16 protein-coding genes are annotated in these 14,560 nt (G+C 42.5%); 12 read left to right on the top strand and 4 right to left on the bottom strand.

Translation table 11 applies throughout. The features are described from left to right. Nucleotides 1-7: 7 nt before the first annotated feature. A complete protein-coding gene (gene glnE, locus NH153_RS06410) occupies nucleotides 8-2,794 on the bottom strand; it encodes a bifunctional [glutamate--ammonia ligase]-adenylyl-L-tyrosine phosphorylase/[glutamate--ammonia-ligase] adenylyltransferase (protein WP_063702108.1) in 2,787 nt (928 codons plus the stop codon). Nucleotides 2,795-2,866: 72 nt separating this feature from the next. Here glnE and NH153_RS06405 point away from each other — a divergent pair, with 72 nt between their 5' ends. From NH153_RS06405 to ruvX, 6 genes are all read left to right on the top strand, one after another. After that, nucleotides 2,867-3,760, top strand: a complete 894-nt coding sequence (locus tag NH153_RS06405; RefSeq protein WP_063702105.1) for a DUF350 domain-containing protein — start codon at nucleotides 2,867-2,869, stop codon at nucleotides 3,758-3,760. A 28-nt stretch (nucleotides 3,761-3,788) separates the two neighbouring features. Further along, nucleotides 3,789-4,250: a hypothetical protein gene (locus NH153_RS06400; protein WP_063702102.1), complete on the top strand. Its 462-nt coding sequence runs from the start codon at nucleotides 3,789-3,791 to the stop codon at nucleotides 4,248-4,250. Between the two features lie 69 nt (nucleotides 4,251-4,319). Further along, nucleotides 4,320-5,054: a 16S rRNA (uracil(1498)-N(3))-methyltransferase gene (gene rsmE / locus NH153_RS06395; RefSeq protein ID WP_063702100.1), complete on the top strand. Its 735-nt coding sequence runs from the start codon at nucleotides 4,320-4,322 to the stop codon at nucleotides 5,052-5,054. Between the two features lie 68 nt (nucleotides 5,055-5,122). Beyond that, nucleotides 5,123-6,076, top strand: a complete 954-nt coding sequence (gshB, locus tag NH153_RS06390) for a glutathione synthase (RefSeq protein WP_063702098.1) — start codon at nucleotides 5,123-5,125, stop codon at nucleotides 6,074-6,076. A gap of 24 nt (nucleotides 6,077-6,100) precedes the next feature. Next, complete coding sequence (locus tag NH153_RS06385; protein ID WP_063702096.1) at nucleotides 6,101-6,658, top strand: YqgE/AlgH family protein; 558 nt, start codon at nucleotides 6,101-6,103, stop codon at nucleotides 6,656-6,658. 20 nt (nucleotides 6,659-6,678) lie between these two features. Beyond that, nucleotides 6,679-7,128, top strand: a complete 450-nt coding sequence (ruvX, locus tag NH153_RS06380) for a Holliday junction resolvase RuvX (protein WP_063702093.1) — start codon at nucleotides 6,679-6,681, stop codon at nucleotides 7,126-7,128. On the opposite strand, the gene NH153_RS06375 is transcribed toward ruvX, so the two are convergent. The 3 genes from NH153_RS06375 to NH153_RS06365 are packed head-to-tail and all read right to left on the bottom strand — an operon-like array spanning nucleotide 7,125 to nucleotide 10,186. Beyond that, complete coding sequence (locus NH153_RS06375) at nucleotides 7,125-7,997, bottom strand: hypothetical protein (protein ID WP_240494356.1); 873 nt, start codon at nucleotides 7,995-7,997, stop codon at nucleotides 7,125-7,127. The genes ruvX and NH153_RS06375 overlap by 4 nt on opposite strands. After that, complete coding sequence (locus tag NH153_RS06370; protein WP_063702090.1) at nucleotides 7,998-9,131, bottom strand: PilT/PilU family type 4a pilus ATPase; 1,134 nt, start codon at nucleotides 9,129-9,131, stop codon at nucleotides 7,998-8,000. Nucleotides 9,132-9,145: 14 nt separating this feature from the next. After that, nucleotides 9,146-10,186: a type IV pilus twitching motility protein PilT gene (locus tag NH153_RS06365; RefSeq protein ID WP_063702088.1), complete on the bottom strand. Its 1,041-nt coding sequence runs from the start codon at nucleotides 10,184-10,186 to the stop codon at nucleotides 9,146-9,148. Nucleotides 10,187-10,188: 2 nt separating this feature from the next. Here NH153_RS06365 and NH153_RS06360 point away from each other — a divergent pair, with 2 nt between their 5' ends. Genes NH153_RS06360 through hemW form a run of 6 tightly spaced genes read left to right on the top strand, consistent with a single transcriptional unit; the run spans nucleotide 10,189 to nucleotide 14,534 of the window. After that, entirely contained in the window at nucleotides 10,189-10,902 is a 714-nt protein-coding gene (locus NH153_RS06360) for a YggS family pyridoxal phosphate-dependent enzyme (RefSeq protein ID WP_063702086.1), read from the top strand. Between the two features lie 17 nt (nucleotides 10,903-10,919). After that, nucleotides 10,920-11,741: a pyrroline-5-carboxylate reductase gene (gene proC, locus NH153_RS06355; protein WP_063702084.1), complete on the top strand. Its 822-nt coding sequence runs from the start codon at nucleotides 10,920-10,922 to the stop codon at nucleotides 11,739-11,741. A gap of 23 nt (nucleotides 11,742-11,764) precedes the next feature. After that, on the top strand, nucleotides 11,765-12,298 hold the full coding sequence (locus NH153_RS06350) for a YggT family protein (RefSeq protein ID WP_063702082.1): 534 nt from the start codon (nucleotides 11,765-11,767) through the stop codon (nucleotides 12,296-12,298). Nucleotides 12,299-12,356: 58 nt separating this feature from the next. Then, complete coding sequence (locus NH153_RS06345) at nucleotides 12,357-12,797, top strand: DUF4426 domain-containing protein (RefSeq protein WP_063702078.1); 441 nt, start codon at nucleotides 12,357-12,359, stop codon at nucleotides 12,795-12,797. Between the two features lie 7 nt (nucleotides 12,798-12,804). Next, nucleotides 12,805-13,404: an XTP/dITP diphosphatase gene (locus NH153_RS06340; RefSeq protein ID WP_063702076.1), complete on the top strand. Its 600-nt coding sequence runs from the start codon at nucleotides 12,805-12,807 to the stop codon at nucleotides 13,402-13,404. Beyond that, on the top strand, nucleotides 13,401-14,534 hold the full coding sequence (gene hemW / locus NH153_RS06335) for a radical SAM family heme chaperone HemW (protein ID WP_063702074.1): 1,134 nt from the start codon (nucleotides 13,401-13,403) through the stop codon (nucleotides 14,532-14,534). The genes NH153_RS06340 and hemW overlap by 4 nt, the downstream gene beginning before the upstream one ends. The last annotated feature ends 26 nt before the right edge of the window (nucleotides 14,535-14,560 follow it).

The following is a 14,560-nucleotide window of genomic DNA, read 5'->3' as shown; positions in this document are numbered from 1 at the left end:
CTAATATCTAAAACACCTCTTGCCACGCCAGACTTACTAAGTCGATGTGCTGAGTTAACTCAGCACGTGGCGCACAACGTCCCTGCTGATTCAAACTCATTACGTGATAACGTGAACGATAGGCAATATACGCAGCCACTAACTCTTGCTGCATTTGCACAGTAATACAGCCTAAACGGGCAGCATCAGCTAAAATGCGCACATTATCAGACCATGTCGTTAGCTCAGGGTACTGCACTGCATTGTTCAACACCAAATATTGAGTGATAAATTCAATATCTGTGATACCACCTCTATCTTGTTTTAAATCAAACAGCTCATCATCACCTTTAGCAAGGTGTGCACGCATTTTTTCTCGCATTTCAACGACATCGGTTTTCAACTTTTCGTTATCGCGAGCTTGGCATAAAACGTCTTTGCGAATTTGAGCAAAGCGCTCACTCAACGAGTCTTGTCCGTAAATCATGCGCGAGCGAACCAAGGCTTGATGCTCCCAGGTCCATGCTTGAGTTTGCTGATAGTGGTAGTAACTTTCTAAATTAATAGCCAATAAGCCCGACGCCCCTTCAGGACGCAAGCGAGTATCAAGCTCATACAAAATACCTGACGCAGTACGGGTATTGAATAAGTGCATTAAACGCTGCGCAAGCTTTAAATAAAACTGCCTAGAATCAATCGACTTATCACCATCGGTATAACTACTGCCATCGTGGTTATGCACAAATACCAGATCAAGATCTGAATCATAACCTACTTCAAAGCCACCCGTTTTCCCGTAAGCAATAACCGCAAAGCCCTTTTCTTGCTCTGTCGTATTGGCAGGTTGACCAAAGCGCTCAACACACGCATGCCATGCAATATTGACCGCTTGCTCTACAATAGCCTCAGCAAGTGCAGTGAGGTGATCGCTTACCTTCATCACACTCAACACACCGGTTGCATCGGCTGCGGCAATGCGTAACTGATGCGTTTGTTTAAACTGACGAAGTGCTTCCATTTGCAGCTCTAAATCGCCATGTTCGATACGCAAGAAATACTGCCTGATTTCATCTTTGTAAGCGGATAAAGGTGTCGGTTTATAGAGCACCTGCGGATCAATCAGCTCATCAAGTAAAATTGGGTAACGAGAGATATGCTCGCCTATCCATTTACTATGACAACAAAGTGCAACCAGTTGATTTAAGGCCCCAGGATTTTCGTATAACAGCTCTAGGTAGGCGGTACGTGAAATGATTTTATTCAACACTTGGCAAATCATCGTAAAGGCATCACTGCTCGCTTTCGTCACGGTTAACTGTTTAAGTAAAAGTGGCATTAATTTATCGAGGATATCACGACCGCGGCTGCCAATTTTCGCTTTTGTTAGACGCGCTTTAAAGTCTTCAAGCGCCACTTGCCAATCAAGGTTAGGTTCACACATCAGGCTCACATCAGTCATTTCCCAAGCGCTAATGTACTCACTTTCACACGGATCCGCCGTTTCACTTTCAAAGCCAATCACTTGCTCGAATTCACCATGCACTTGCGCCATGGTCTGCTCAATACTTGTTAAACACTGTTTAAAGTCATCTTTGTTAAGCAAATAACATAAGCGTTGTTGGTTTAACTCATCATCAGGTAGGGTTTGCGTTTGTTTATCTGCAAAAATTTGTAAGTATTGCTCTATTTTACGAAGGTCTAAATAGTTCTGTGTTAATAAATCGGCCTCTTTACTCGACATCACTTGATTATTAACCAGCTCTTTTAAAGCAATTAGCAGTGACTGAGTTTGCAAGTTAGCTTCACGGCCGCCTCGAACCATTTGTAGCGCTTGCACCACAAACTCTACTTCTCGAATGCCACCTGCCCCTAATTTAATATTGTTTGTGAGGCGTTTTCGGCGTACCTCTTGGGCGATCATTTGCTTCATCTTACGTAGCGATTCAATCACCGAAAAATCAATATAACGTCGGTAAACAAACGGGCGTAGCAATTCATAAAACTCCTTCCAGTAAGGGTTTTCAGTGCCAATTAAGCGCCCTTTGAGCATCGCATAACGTTCCCATTCACGCCCTTGCTCTTGGTAATAATCTTCCATTGCATGAAAACTCATTACCAAGGGTCCGCTTTCACCAAACGGGCGCAAACGCATATCAACGCGAAATACTTGGCCATTCACTGTGGTTTGGTTAAGCGCCATTATGAGCTTTTGCGCCACTTTGGTATAAAACACTTGGGCTTCAACTGAGCGACGACCGCCTTGCGTTGCAACATCGCGAGGATAAGAAAAAATTAAATCAATGTCTGATGAGTAATTGAGCTCTCCCCCACCAAGTTTACCCATCCCTAGCACTAACATGGCAATTGCATTGCCTTCATTATCAAGTGGCATACCACTGACTTTTGCGACCTGCGCAAACGCCCACTGGTTTGCACTATCAATGAGCTGGCTTGCAAGGGCAGAGATATAAGCAATGCTATCGGCAATTGGGTTTGCACAACACAAGTCAAGGTAAGCCACTTTCAACCAATACTTTTCTCGATACAAGCGCAACTTTGCCATTGCGGCACTATCGTCCAGCTCGTTAATCTCAGTACTGTTTAGAGGCAGTTCAACAGTCCGATTAGCAAGTTCATTGTCATCAAGTAGCCAGTCTTTTAAGTCAGGTTGAGATTGTAAGCAATTCCACGCAAAGTCACTTAAAGACAACAAGTTAATAATTTTATGTTGTTCAGCTTGCCCCTCATACAAGCTCGCAAAGCGGGTTTGCCCTAATTGATAAAGGGACTCGGGAAGCGCGTGTAAATTACTCATTAAATACTCTCTTTTAACTTGCCAATAACCGTACTAGAATGATTATCAAAGAATTATTTAGCAGGGACCTGCATGTCATATTTATCATTATCTAACACTAGTTTAGTCGCGATTGCTATTAGTTTCGCTGTAATTTGCGTCACCATAGTGCTGCTACGTATTCTAACGCAAATTAAAGCAAAACAAGCGCTTAAAGAAGAGCTTGCGCAACATGATAATTTTGCCATGGGGATCAGCTTTGCTAGCGAAATCCTGGTGGTCATTACCACCATCGCCTATATTTTTGATGAAATCAGCTTAAGCGCCGCACAGTCTAATCCACTCAAAGTTCTTTTACTCATTGTACTTTTGTTTACCTTTATCAAGGTCGGTCACTTAATTCACCGTAAATGGATTTTGCATCGCTTTAACGAAGAAGCAGCCATACTCAAGCAAAATGTGTGTGCCGCTTTGGTCGATTCAGGTATGTTAATCGCGAACTGCATAATATCTTTAGGTCTTTATAACTGGTGTCATACCCAAGGCTACAGTAGCTTACTTATCGCCACAGTGAGCTTCTTTGTACTGCAAGGAATGTTTGCTCTTGATAGTAAAATTCGTGAGTATCGTTTTGCAAAAGCCAACCAAGGCGCATCACTGCAAAGTAATTTTAATCTCGAAAATACTTCTATTGGGATTCGCTATGCAGGTAAGTCTATTGGCCTAGCACTTGCGGGCTACGCTGGTCTTGCCAGTGCATCATTTATTAGTGGTAAGATGGTAGAAAATTTATTCACTCTCGTATCTCATTGCGGGGCGATGTGGGTATTGTTGTATGTTTTGAGCTACATTATTAAATATATCTCGCTACCTAATATAGACACATCCTTAGAAGTAGATCACCAAGATAACATTGGTATAGCTTGTATTGAGTTTGCCGTTTTCGGTGCAATAGGCTATTTACTAATAAGTATGTTTTCAATTTGATACGGAAGTATTTGAATCGTGAGGCATTATGCCCTTTAAAGTTAATAATTATTTATTAGTTGATATAGATGATGAGTTTAGCCGCGCATTTGCTCAGCACTACTTTACAAATGCCGAAAATTCGACTCTAGTAGTGGCTGGCGCTAATAGCCGCCACATGGTTAAACTCATGTTCGATCAACTCGTTAAAGATTATTGCTATTGCGATTTTAGTAACGAAATTAGCGTTTCAGAGCTCGCCAGTTATCTACACGAACATCATGATATTCAAGGTGTGCTGATCAATCAGACCGACTATCAACTGGCGAATGATGCACAAAAGTTTATTTATAATTCGCTGCATAAAATACGTTACTTAGTGCAACAAGATGGGCATAGCTTTAGTTTTATTCCCTGCCCTGATCCTGCTCATATTAATCACCTTTCGTGTCAATCTGAGATTGCTGAAACCACCGCTCATGCTTTAACTGCTAAAGACGAATTTAAATAACAAATAAATAATTGCACCTAAGCCGCTGTATACTTACCATATTGCTAAAATTATTGAAAAGTGACAGCCATGCGAGTTCCTCATATTTACCAACCTTCAGCGATTTCTTTAAACACCCCGATAGCACTTGATGATGATGCCGCAGGTCATGTGGGCCGTGTGTTGCGTATGCAAGTCGGTGATAAAGTTTCCATTTTTAATGGTGAAGGAGGTGAATACCTCAGTGAAATTATTGAAGTAAGCAAAAAAAATGTGCTGGTTGAGCCACAAGAGTTTATTGATCATGATGTGGAATCACCGTTAAAAATTCACTTAGGACAAGGTATATCACGCGGCGATAAAATGGATTTTACAATTCAGAAGTCAGTCGAGCTTGGTATCACTGAAATCACACCTATTTTTAGTCAGCGCTGTGGTGTCAAACTAAGCGGTGATCGATTACAGAAAAAACACCAACAATGGCAAAAAATTGCGATTGCAGCTGCAGAGCAATCAGGCCGTAACTTTGTGCCTGTTGTGCACCCGCCTATCGATATAAAAGAGTGGCTAGAGCAAGCAAGTGATGCGATTAAGCTTACTCTGCATCCACGTGCTGAGCACAGCATTAAAACGATTCAAGTACCCAGCGAAGGCGTGCGCTTTTTAGTTGGTCCTGAAGGTGGCTTTACCGATGAAGAAATTGACATTGCTAAACAGCAACACTTTGTTGATATTCGCTTAGGACCACGTGTTCTGCGAACAGAAACAGCCGCTCTAACAGTATTAAGTGCATTGCAATTGCAGTTTGGCGATTTAGCGAATTGAAAACCGTAAAAACACCCATATATCAAAGTAACAAAACACAGTATGGCATACGACTCTAAGGCAAAAACATGGCAATTAAGTTAGGCATAATCTCTGATCCAATTAGTGGCTTTAATATTAAAAAAGACACTGGTTTTGCAATGATGATGGAAGCACAAAAACGCGGCTACGAAATTTACTACATGGAAATGGATGACCTGTCTCTGCGTCAAGGTCAAAGCTATGCAACAGCTGCCAAAGCCCGTGTATTTGATGATGTAAATCACTGGTATGAATTAGAAGAAAAAGCCACCATTGCTTTAGCTGATTTAGACGTTATTTTAATGCGTAAAGATCCGCCTTTCGATACTGAGTATATCTACGCAACCTACATTTTAGAGCGAGCTGAGCAAGCAGGCACACTGGTAATCAATAAGCCACAGAGCTTACGTGATGCGAACGAAAAACTATTCACCGCTTGGTTTAGTGAACATACACCCGATACTTTGGTAACGCGCAGCCAAGCAGACATTCGTGCATTTTTAGCTGAGCATAAAGATATTATCTTAAAGCCGCTTGATGGTATGGGTGGAGCATCAATTTTCCGCATTAAAGAAGACGACGCAAATATCGGTGTGATCTGCGAAACATTAACCGAGCATGGTAGCCGCTTTGCGATGGCACAAAATTATATTCCTGAAATCAAACAAGGCGATAAACGCGTACTTGTGGTTGATGGTGAAGTAATGCCATATTGCCTAGCGCGTATCCCACAAAATGGCGAAACACGCGGTAACTTAGCAGCAGGTGGTCGTGGTGAAGCACGCCCAATTAGCGATTCAGACCGTAAAATTGCAGAGGCTGTTGCACCAACCCTTAAAGAAAAAGGCCTGATTTTTGTTGGCCTAGATATCATTGGTGACCGCTTAACTGAAATCAATGTGACTGCACCAACCTGCGTAAAAGAAATTGAAGCGGCATACGACATTTCAATCACTGGCCACTTATTTGATGCCATTGAAAGAAAACTGAGCCATACTTAATTTAAACAGTAAAAGGGGCGACCTATGCAGTCATTAGAGAATCATTTCTTAATCGCAATGCCGAGCATGCAAGACCCTTTTTTTAAACGTGCAGTCACTTATATTTGTGAGCACAATCAAGATGGTGCGATGGGCTTGGTGATCAACCAGCCTATCAACATCACTGTGGGCGAGCTACTCGATAAAATCGAAATTGATAACGACAAAAGCAAGCAAGCCGCGGGCTTTGCTGTGTATGCCGGCGGACCTGTAAAAACCGATCGTGGGTTTGTATTGCATTCGCCTAAGCCAGGTTATGCGTCAAGCCAAAAACTCAGCAGTGACATCATGATCACGACCTCAAAAGATGTGTTAGCAAGCCTAACCACTAATGAGGCGCCAGATCAGTTTATTATCACACTGGGCTATGCAGGTTGGGATCAAGGTCAATTAGAGCAAGAACTGTTAGAGAATTCGTGGTTAATTATTAAAGCAGACCCTGAGATCATCTTTAACACTCCCGTTGAAAAACGCTGGGAAAAAGCAGTCTCTATGCTGGGCTTTGATGTTAGCCAATTAAGCTCTGAAGCAGGCCACGCCTAACTTTATATATTTTTAAGACTATGACAAAACGTACTTTTAAGCCGCTCGGTGAACGCACCGTTATGGGCTTTGACTTTGGCACCAAAAGCATTGGTATTGCCATTGGTCAAGAACTCACAGGAACGGCTTCAAGCTTACACGCAGTGAAAGCGAAAGATGGTATTCCTGATTGGCAGCTGATTAAAAAGCAAGTTGACGAGTGGCAACCAGATTTAATGGTGGTTGGCTTACCGCTCAATATGGATGGCACCAATCAAGAAGTCACTTTCAAAGCCAAAAAATTCGCTAATCGCTTACACAATCACTTTGGTATCCCGGTTGAAACACAAGATGAGCGTTTGACGACTGCTGATGCCAAAGCTCGTTTATTCGAACAAGGTGGTTATCGAAACCTTGGCAAAGGTAACGTTGATAACATGTCTGCAGTAATCATTTTAGAAAGTTTCTTTGAGCAGTTTTATGGTGACTAACGGGCTTTGTTAATCACAGTATTGCTGTTTAAATCTGGAATAAAGCCTGCCTCTCGGTAGGCTTTTTCAATTGCGCCTGTTTTACGTAGTTGCGAAAGCCCCTTTTGAATTGCAGCAAAAGCCGCTTTGCCATCGGGGTGACTCTTCGAAATAATAAAATGACGGCTATCATTGAGCTGGAGTACAAGGTTTGGCACTGCAACCAGTTCAATATTTTCTAAACTATAACGGTTATTGAGACTCGGCATCAGGGGCATCATCATAAAATCAACCCACTGCATCGATACAGTGCGGACTTGCCCAAGCCACTCATCTTCTCTGAGCAGCTCTTTTAGTGGCAGAGCCGATAACGTTTGCCAATCAGTTTGCCAGCGTGGCGTTGATACCGCAGTTAATTGTTTAAAGTCAGCAAGCTGTTTTACTTTAAGCACTTTTTTATTGTTCGGCGAAGTAAATATGCCCGCAAAATACTCACCATTTCTAATGACTGGATCTGAGATATACACTGACTCTGCAAGCTGCTTTGCATCAACAGACCAAACACTATCGAAGCTTAATAGTAATTGGCCATCCTCTAACAACTTGGTATTACGGTAATTAACATTCCCTTTGTGGTAGCGAAATGGCTTAGTAAAACCACCTAAACTCAACGCTTGTTGAGCGATGATCATATCAACGACGTCGCGGCGAATGTAAGCACCACTAAAGTCTTTAACTTCAATGGGCTTACGACCATTCAAAAAGCGACTGTAATCGTCATAAACATCATCGCGAATAAAAATAACCACGCTTTTATTGTCATTACCGTATACGTGAAACGTACTCAATAATAAAAATAACCAGCCGATTAAATTTACTCGCAGCAGCATTTATATATCACTCTTACCATCAAGGCCATCGATAGTCACACCTTGTAAGAAACCAGCACCACTTTGTTCATTGTTTTGCAGCTTAATCATTAGGCGTAAGTCATTTGGCGAGTCAGCATGGTGCAGCGCATCAGCGTAGTTAATACGACGCTGTTTATAAAGCTCAAATAACGCTTGGTCAAAGGTCTGCATGCCCATTTCTTTCGATTTAGCCATGGTTTCTTTGATAGAGCCGATATCGCCACGCTTGATGAGCTCTGCCACCATCGGTGAATTTAGTAGAATTTCGATAGCAGCGACACGCCCTTCCCCATCAGCAGTTGGCACCAACTGCTGCGCAACAATGGCGCGAAGGTTCAGTGCAAGGTCGTACTTTAACTTATCGTGCTTTTCTTTAGGTACTAAGTGCATGATACGGTCAATAGCTTGGTTGGCATTATTTGCATGCAGTGTTGCCACACACAAGTGACCGGTTTCAGCAAAGCTAAGTGCGTATTCCATGGTCTCTTGTGAACGGATCTCACCAATTAAGATCACATCAGGTGCTTGACGCAGTGAACTTTTCAGGGCTGATTCAAAGCTTTCTGTATCTAAACCAACCTCGCGTTGAGTGATGATACTTTTACGATGTTCGTGGACAAACTCGATAGGATCTTCAATGGTAAGAATATGACCACGTTGATTGCGATTACGATAACCCAAAAGCGCTGCTAATGACGTAGATTTACCTGTGCCTGTACCACCCACAAACAGCACTAAACCACGTTTTGCCATGATCACATCGGTTAATGTTGATGGCAAACCAAGTTCATTCACATCAGGAATTTGCGTAACGATACGGCGAATAACCATACCCGCTCTATCACGTTGCCAAAAGGCTGAAACACGGAAACGGCCTTCATCGGTTGCAATCGCAAAGTTACATTCTTTAGTGTCATGAAACTCTTTGCGCTGTTTATCGTTCATTGCAGACTCAACTAAAGCGAGTGAATCTTCATCAGAGAGTTTTTCATCACTTAAAGGCAACAGTTCGCCGTTTACTTTTGCACTGACAGGAAGCTGGCTAGAAACAAACAAGTCAGAGCCTTTTTTGTCGATCATGACTTGTAAAAAATGATTTAAAGGTAAAGACATTTTAAATAGCTCCGTTAACCACCAAACTGGGTTTTATCTTGCGCTTTAGCTCGTGCATCATTGGTTGTAATAATGCCGTAGTTAACTAAGTTTGCTAAGCATTGATCCATGGTCTGCATACCATGCGATGCACCGGTTTGAATTGATGAATACATTTGTGCAATTTTATCTTCACGGATCAGATTTCGGATAGCCGGCACACCAATCATAATTTCGTGTGCTGCAACTCGCCCACCGCCCACTTTTTTAAGTAAGGTTTGCGAGATTACAGCGCGTAATGATTCAGATAACATTGAACGTACCATGTCTTTTTCTTCACCTGGGAAAACGTCAATAATACGGTCAATGGTTTTTGGTGCTGATGTGGTATGCAAGGTACCAAACACTAAGTGACCTGTTTCTGCTGCAGTCATCGCAAGACGGATTGTTTCAAGGTCACGAAGCTCACCTACTAAGATAACATCAGGGTCTTCACGAAGAGCGCTTCGAAGTGCATTGGAGAAGCTGTGCGTGTCACGATGAACTTCACGTTGGTTAATAAGGCTGAGCTTATTATCGTGCACGAATTCGATTGGATCTTCGATAGTTAAAATATGGTGATGTTTGGTTTGATTAATATAATCAACCATCGCCGCTAAGGTGGTTGATTTACCCGAACCCGTAGGGCCTGTAACCAACACTAAACCACGTGGGTTGTCGGCAATGGTTTTAAAAATATCTGGGGCACCTAAATCATCCAGTGTTAATACATCGCTTGGGATAGTACGAAACACCGCAGCCGGGCCACGGTTTGAGTTAAATGCATTAACACGGAAACGCGCAAGGTTTGGTACTTCAAATGAAAAATCCACTTCAAGATTTTGTTCGTAGTCCTTACGCTGATTATCGTTCATAATATCGTATACCAGACTATTTACATCTTTTTGTTCTAATGCTGGAATATTAATACGACGCACATCACCATCAACACGTATCATAGGTGATACGCCCGATGACAAGTGTAAATCCGAGGCTTTGTGTTGCACACTAAAGGCCAATAATTCGGTAATATCCATTTATGACTCCACAACCAACTGATAATTATATGGTTACAATAGCAGAACGACTTACATCCGCCTACGCAAGAATTGCTCAAGCTGCAAAAAATAATCATCGCGATGAGCAATCAATCAGCCTATTGGCTGTTTCAAAAACAAAACCTGCAGACGATGTGATTGCCGCCTATACGCATGGTCAACGCCAGTTTGGCGAATCATACGTTCAAGAAGCAGTCACAAAGGTCACAGCATTGGCTGATTACACAGACATTATTTGGCACTTTATTGGCCCTATTCAATCAAATAAAAGTGCACAAGTAGCCACACATTTCGATTGGGTACAAAGTGTTGACCGCACTAAAATTGCAAAACGTCTTAATGAGCAACGACCAGCCGACAAAGCCCCGCTCAATGTATTAATTCAAGTTAATATTAGTTTAGAAGAGGCGAAGTCAGGCTGCCACCCAGACGAGCTAATGGCATTGGCCGAATTCGTCAATCAATGCCCTAATTTGTGCCTGCGTGGTGTGATGGCGATTCCTGCCAAAACCGACGATGCCCAGCTACAATTACAATATTTTGAGCAATTAAGCGCTTGCTTTGATAAACTAAAGGCCCAATATCCCCAAGTAGACACCTTGTCGATGGGTATGAGTAACGATGTTGAAGCGGCGATTGCAGCAGGTTCAACCATGGTACGCATTGGCACGGATATATTTGGCCAACGAAATTAAAAGGTGATAACAGACATATGTCAGACAAAAAAATCGCATTTATAGGCACGGGTAACATGAGCTACGCCATCATTGGCGGCATGGTAAAGAACGGTTTTGCAGCTAAAAACATCATTGCAACCAATCGCAACCAAGACAAATTAGCTAAGGTTGCTGCTGATTTCGGGGTGCAAACTACCGCGGATAACAACGCGGCACTTCGCGATGCAGATGTGATTGTCTTATCTGTTAAACCACAAATGATGGGCGAGCTTTGTCAATCATTCCAAGATTCTGGCGTTGATTTTAGCAACAAACTATTTATTTCAGTGGCTGCCGGTCTTACCGTTAAACGATTACGTGAAATGCTAGGCCAAGATGTAAAAATGGTACGTTGCATGCCAAATACCCCTTCACTACTCGGTCGCGGTGTTTCTGGCCTTTATGGCGCGGGTGAAACCGCTGAAGAACACGAGTTTGTGCAACAAGTTTTTGAGTGTACAGGCATTGTTGTGTGGGTTGAGCAAGAGTCACAAATCAACGATATCATTGCTGTAACAGGCTCATCACCTGCTTACTTCTTCTTATTTATGGAAGCTATTGAAGAAAAAGCCAAAGCACTTGGTTTTAGCGATGAAGATGCACGCCGTTTAGTACAACAAACCGCACTGGGTGCAGCCGAAATGGCGCTGTCGCAACAAGACATCAGTATTTCTCAGCTACGTGCAAACGTAACCTCTAAAGGGGGTACAACTCACGAAGCGGTAGAACATCTGAAATCACAAGGTTTAGTCGGTACTGTTGCAGATGCAATGGATGCCTGTATTGCTCGCGCTGAAGCGATGGAAAAAGAACTTTAAGCTTACTTTTTGAAGGTAAAACTATGCAAGCCATGCACTTTTTAGTTGGGATTATTTTTGATCTCTTTTTAATGGTGGTCCTTTTACGCTTTTGGTTACAAGCGGCAAAAGCTGACTTTTACAATCCTATGAGCCAGTTTGTGGTGAAAGCCACTTCGTTCGCAGTGAACCCTCTACGTAAAATCATCCCTGGAGTGGGTGGCTTTGATATTGCTTCATTAGTGCTTGCTTATTTAGTTGCTGTAGCAAAACTCAGTGTTATTTTTCTGATGTTTTATAATGCTTGGGCGCCGGGTCCAGTATTCATTCAAGCATTTATGACAGTGATCAAAGAAGGTTTAAACTTATTATTTTGGGTATTAATTATTCGTGCTTTACTTAGTTGGGTAAGCCAAGGCTACAACCCAATTGAAGCTGTATTCCACCAGCTAACTGAGCCAATGTTACGCCCAATTCGTAAGGTTATTCCGCCACTCGGTGGTCTGGACTTATCAATCTTAGTGTTGATTATTGGTCTACAGTTTTTACAAATTCTATTAATGGATTTTATTGGCTAAGCGTTTAACGTGAAGCAGTAAGGGGCCGAAAGGCCTCTTTTGTTAAGTGAGATATACCATGAAGCAATTTATTTATTTTTCTTTGATTTTATTAAGTTTATTTACAAGCTATGCCAAAGCAGATGAACAAGCAGGCGCTCAGTACAAGGTACTTGGTCCTTGGGAAGTTCACTACATTGCATTTCCATCGACCTTCATTCAGCCAAATATCGCCAAAAACTACGACTTAGACCGTAGCCCTAATAAAGGGATTATCAATATTTCGGTATTAAAAAATAGCGACAAATCAGCACAAACAGCTAGCTTAACAGGCACAGCTCGTAACCTGCTTGGCAATAAAAAACAGCTTACATTTAAAGAAGTTGTTGAAGGTGATGCAATTTATTACCTTGCACAAATCGATTACAGCAACGAAGAAATTTACCGTTTTGATATCGAAATTAATCAAAATGGCCAAGTACAGACGCTGAAATTTCAGCAAAAATTTTACGTAGATTAATAGACCTATGAACAACACCTTGGTTTTAGCCACGGGTAATCCTGGCAAAGTAAAAGAGCTGGCAAGTATGCTCAGCCCACTTAATATTAACGTGGTTCCACAAAGTGATTTTCAAGTACCTGACGTACCAGAAACAGGCACCACATTTGTTGAAAACGCCATTATTAAAGCGCGTCATGCGGCAAAGATCACAGGTTTACCTGCGATTGCCGATGACTCAGGTCTGGAAGTCGACGGCCTAAATGGTGCGCCGGGTGTGTACTCTGCACGCTTTGCCGGAGCGGATGCGAGTGATCAAGATAATATCGACAAGCTATTAAAAGAGCTTGCTGATAACCCAGTTCGCAGTGCGCGTTTTTGGTGTGTGTTAGTACTAATGCGCCACGCCGACGACCCGACACCACTTATTTGTAGTGCCAGTTGGGAAGGCGAAATCACCCATAGCCAAGATGGTCAGGGTGGTTTTGGTTATGATCCGGTGTTTTATGTGCCGTCTGAGCAATGTACTAGCGCTCAGTTAACTAAAGAGCAAAAAAATGCCCTTAGCCATCGCGGCCAAGCTTTAAAACAACTACTTGCGCAATTGCAGCAAAAAGGCGGCCTGTGAGTTTACCGCCTTTGAGTTTATATGTGCACGTGCCTTGGTGCGTGCAAAAGTGCCCATACTGTGACTTTAATAGTCATGGCCAAAAAGGCACGATCCCCGAAAAAGAATACGTTCAGCATCTTATTGATGATCTCAAGGCCGATTTACACTTAGTACAAGGGCGTAAAATCCACAGCATCTTTATTGGTGGCGGTACCCCGAGCTTATTAACCGGGGACGCTTATACTCGCCTACTTGGCGAAGTCGACAGATTAATTGGCTTAAGCGATGACTGTGAAATTACCCTAGAGGCAAACCCAGGCACCGTCGAAACTGGTCGCTTTAAAGAATATGTTGCCGCTGGCATTAATCGTATTTCGATTGGTGTGCAAAGCATGCAAAACGACAAGCTAAAAGCCCTTGGCCGCATTCATGGTGCTGATGAAGCAAGCTACGCTGCTAAGCAAGCGCATCAAGCGGGACTAAACAGTTTTAACCTTGATTTAATGCATGGCTTACCCGGACAATCTCTTGAAGATGCCTTGGGTGACCTTGAAAAAATCATTGCCCTTAATCCTCCCCATATCTCTTGGTATCAGCTAACGATTGAGCCAAATACGCAATTTGCTTCAAAGCCACCGACCTTACCTCATGATGACATCCTTTGGGATATTCAAGAACAAGGTCAAGCTTTACTAGCCGCAGCAGGTTATGAGCAATACGAGATTTCAGGCTACGCCAAGCCCGGCTACCAATGCCGTCATAACTTGAATTATTGGCGATTTGGCGATTATCTCGGTATCGGCTGTGGTGCTCATGGTAAAATTACTGATGAAAATAAAGTCATCACCCGCACCGTGAAAGTTAAGCACCCGCGGGGTTATATGGACCTTGCCAAACCTTATTTATACGAACAATGGCAAGTAACCGAAGACGATTTAGCCTTTGAATTCTTTATGAATCGCTTTCGCTTAGTCGAACCTTGTCCGAAAGCAGATTTACCTTTGCTTACAAGTTTGTCACTGCAAAGTCAGGAACAAGCCTTGACCGAAGCAATTACAAAAGGCTTACTAATTGATGACAAAGATAACTGGCAGGTAAGCCAAAAAGGCCATCGTTTTTTGAATGACCTGCTAGAATTATTCGTTTAATAATTATATTTCTAACAACAACAAAG

The sequence above is a fragment of the Pseudoalteromonas gelatinilytica genome (assembly GCF_001641615.1).
Classification (GTDB): Bacteria; Pseudomonadota; Gammaproteobacteria; order Enterobacterales; family Alteromonadaceae; genus Pseudoalteromonas; species Pseudoalteromonas gelatinilytica.
Note: the sequence above shows the minus strand (reverse complement) of the source record. Positions and strands in the feature narration are given on the sequence as shown.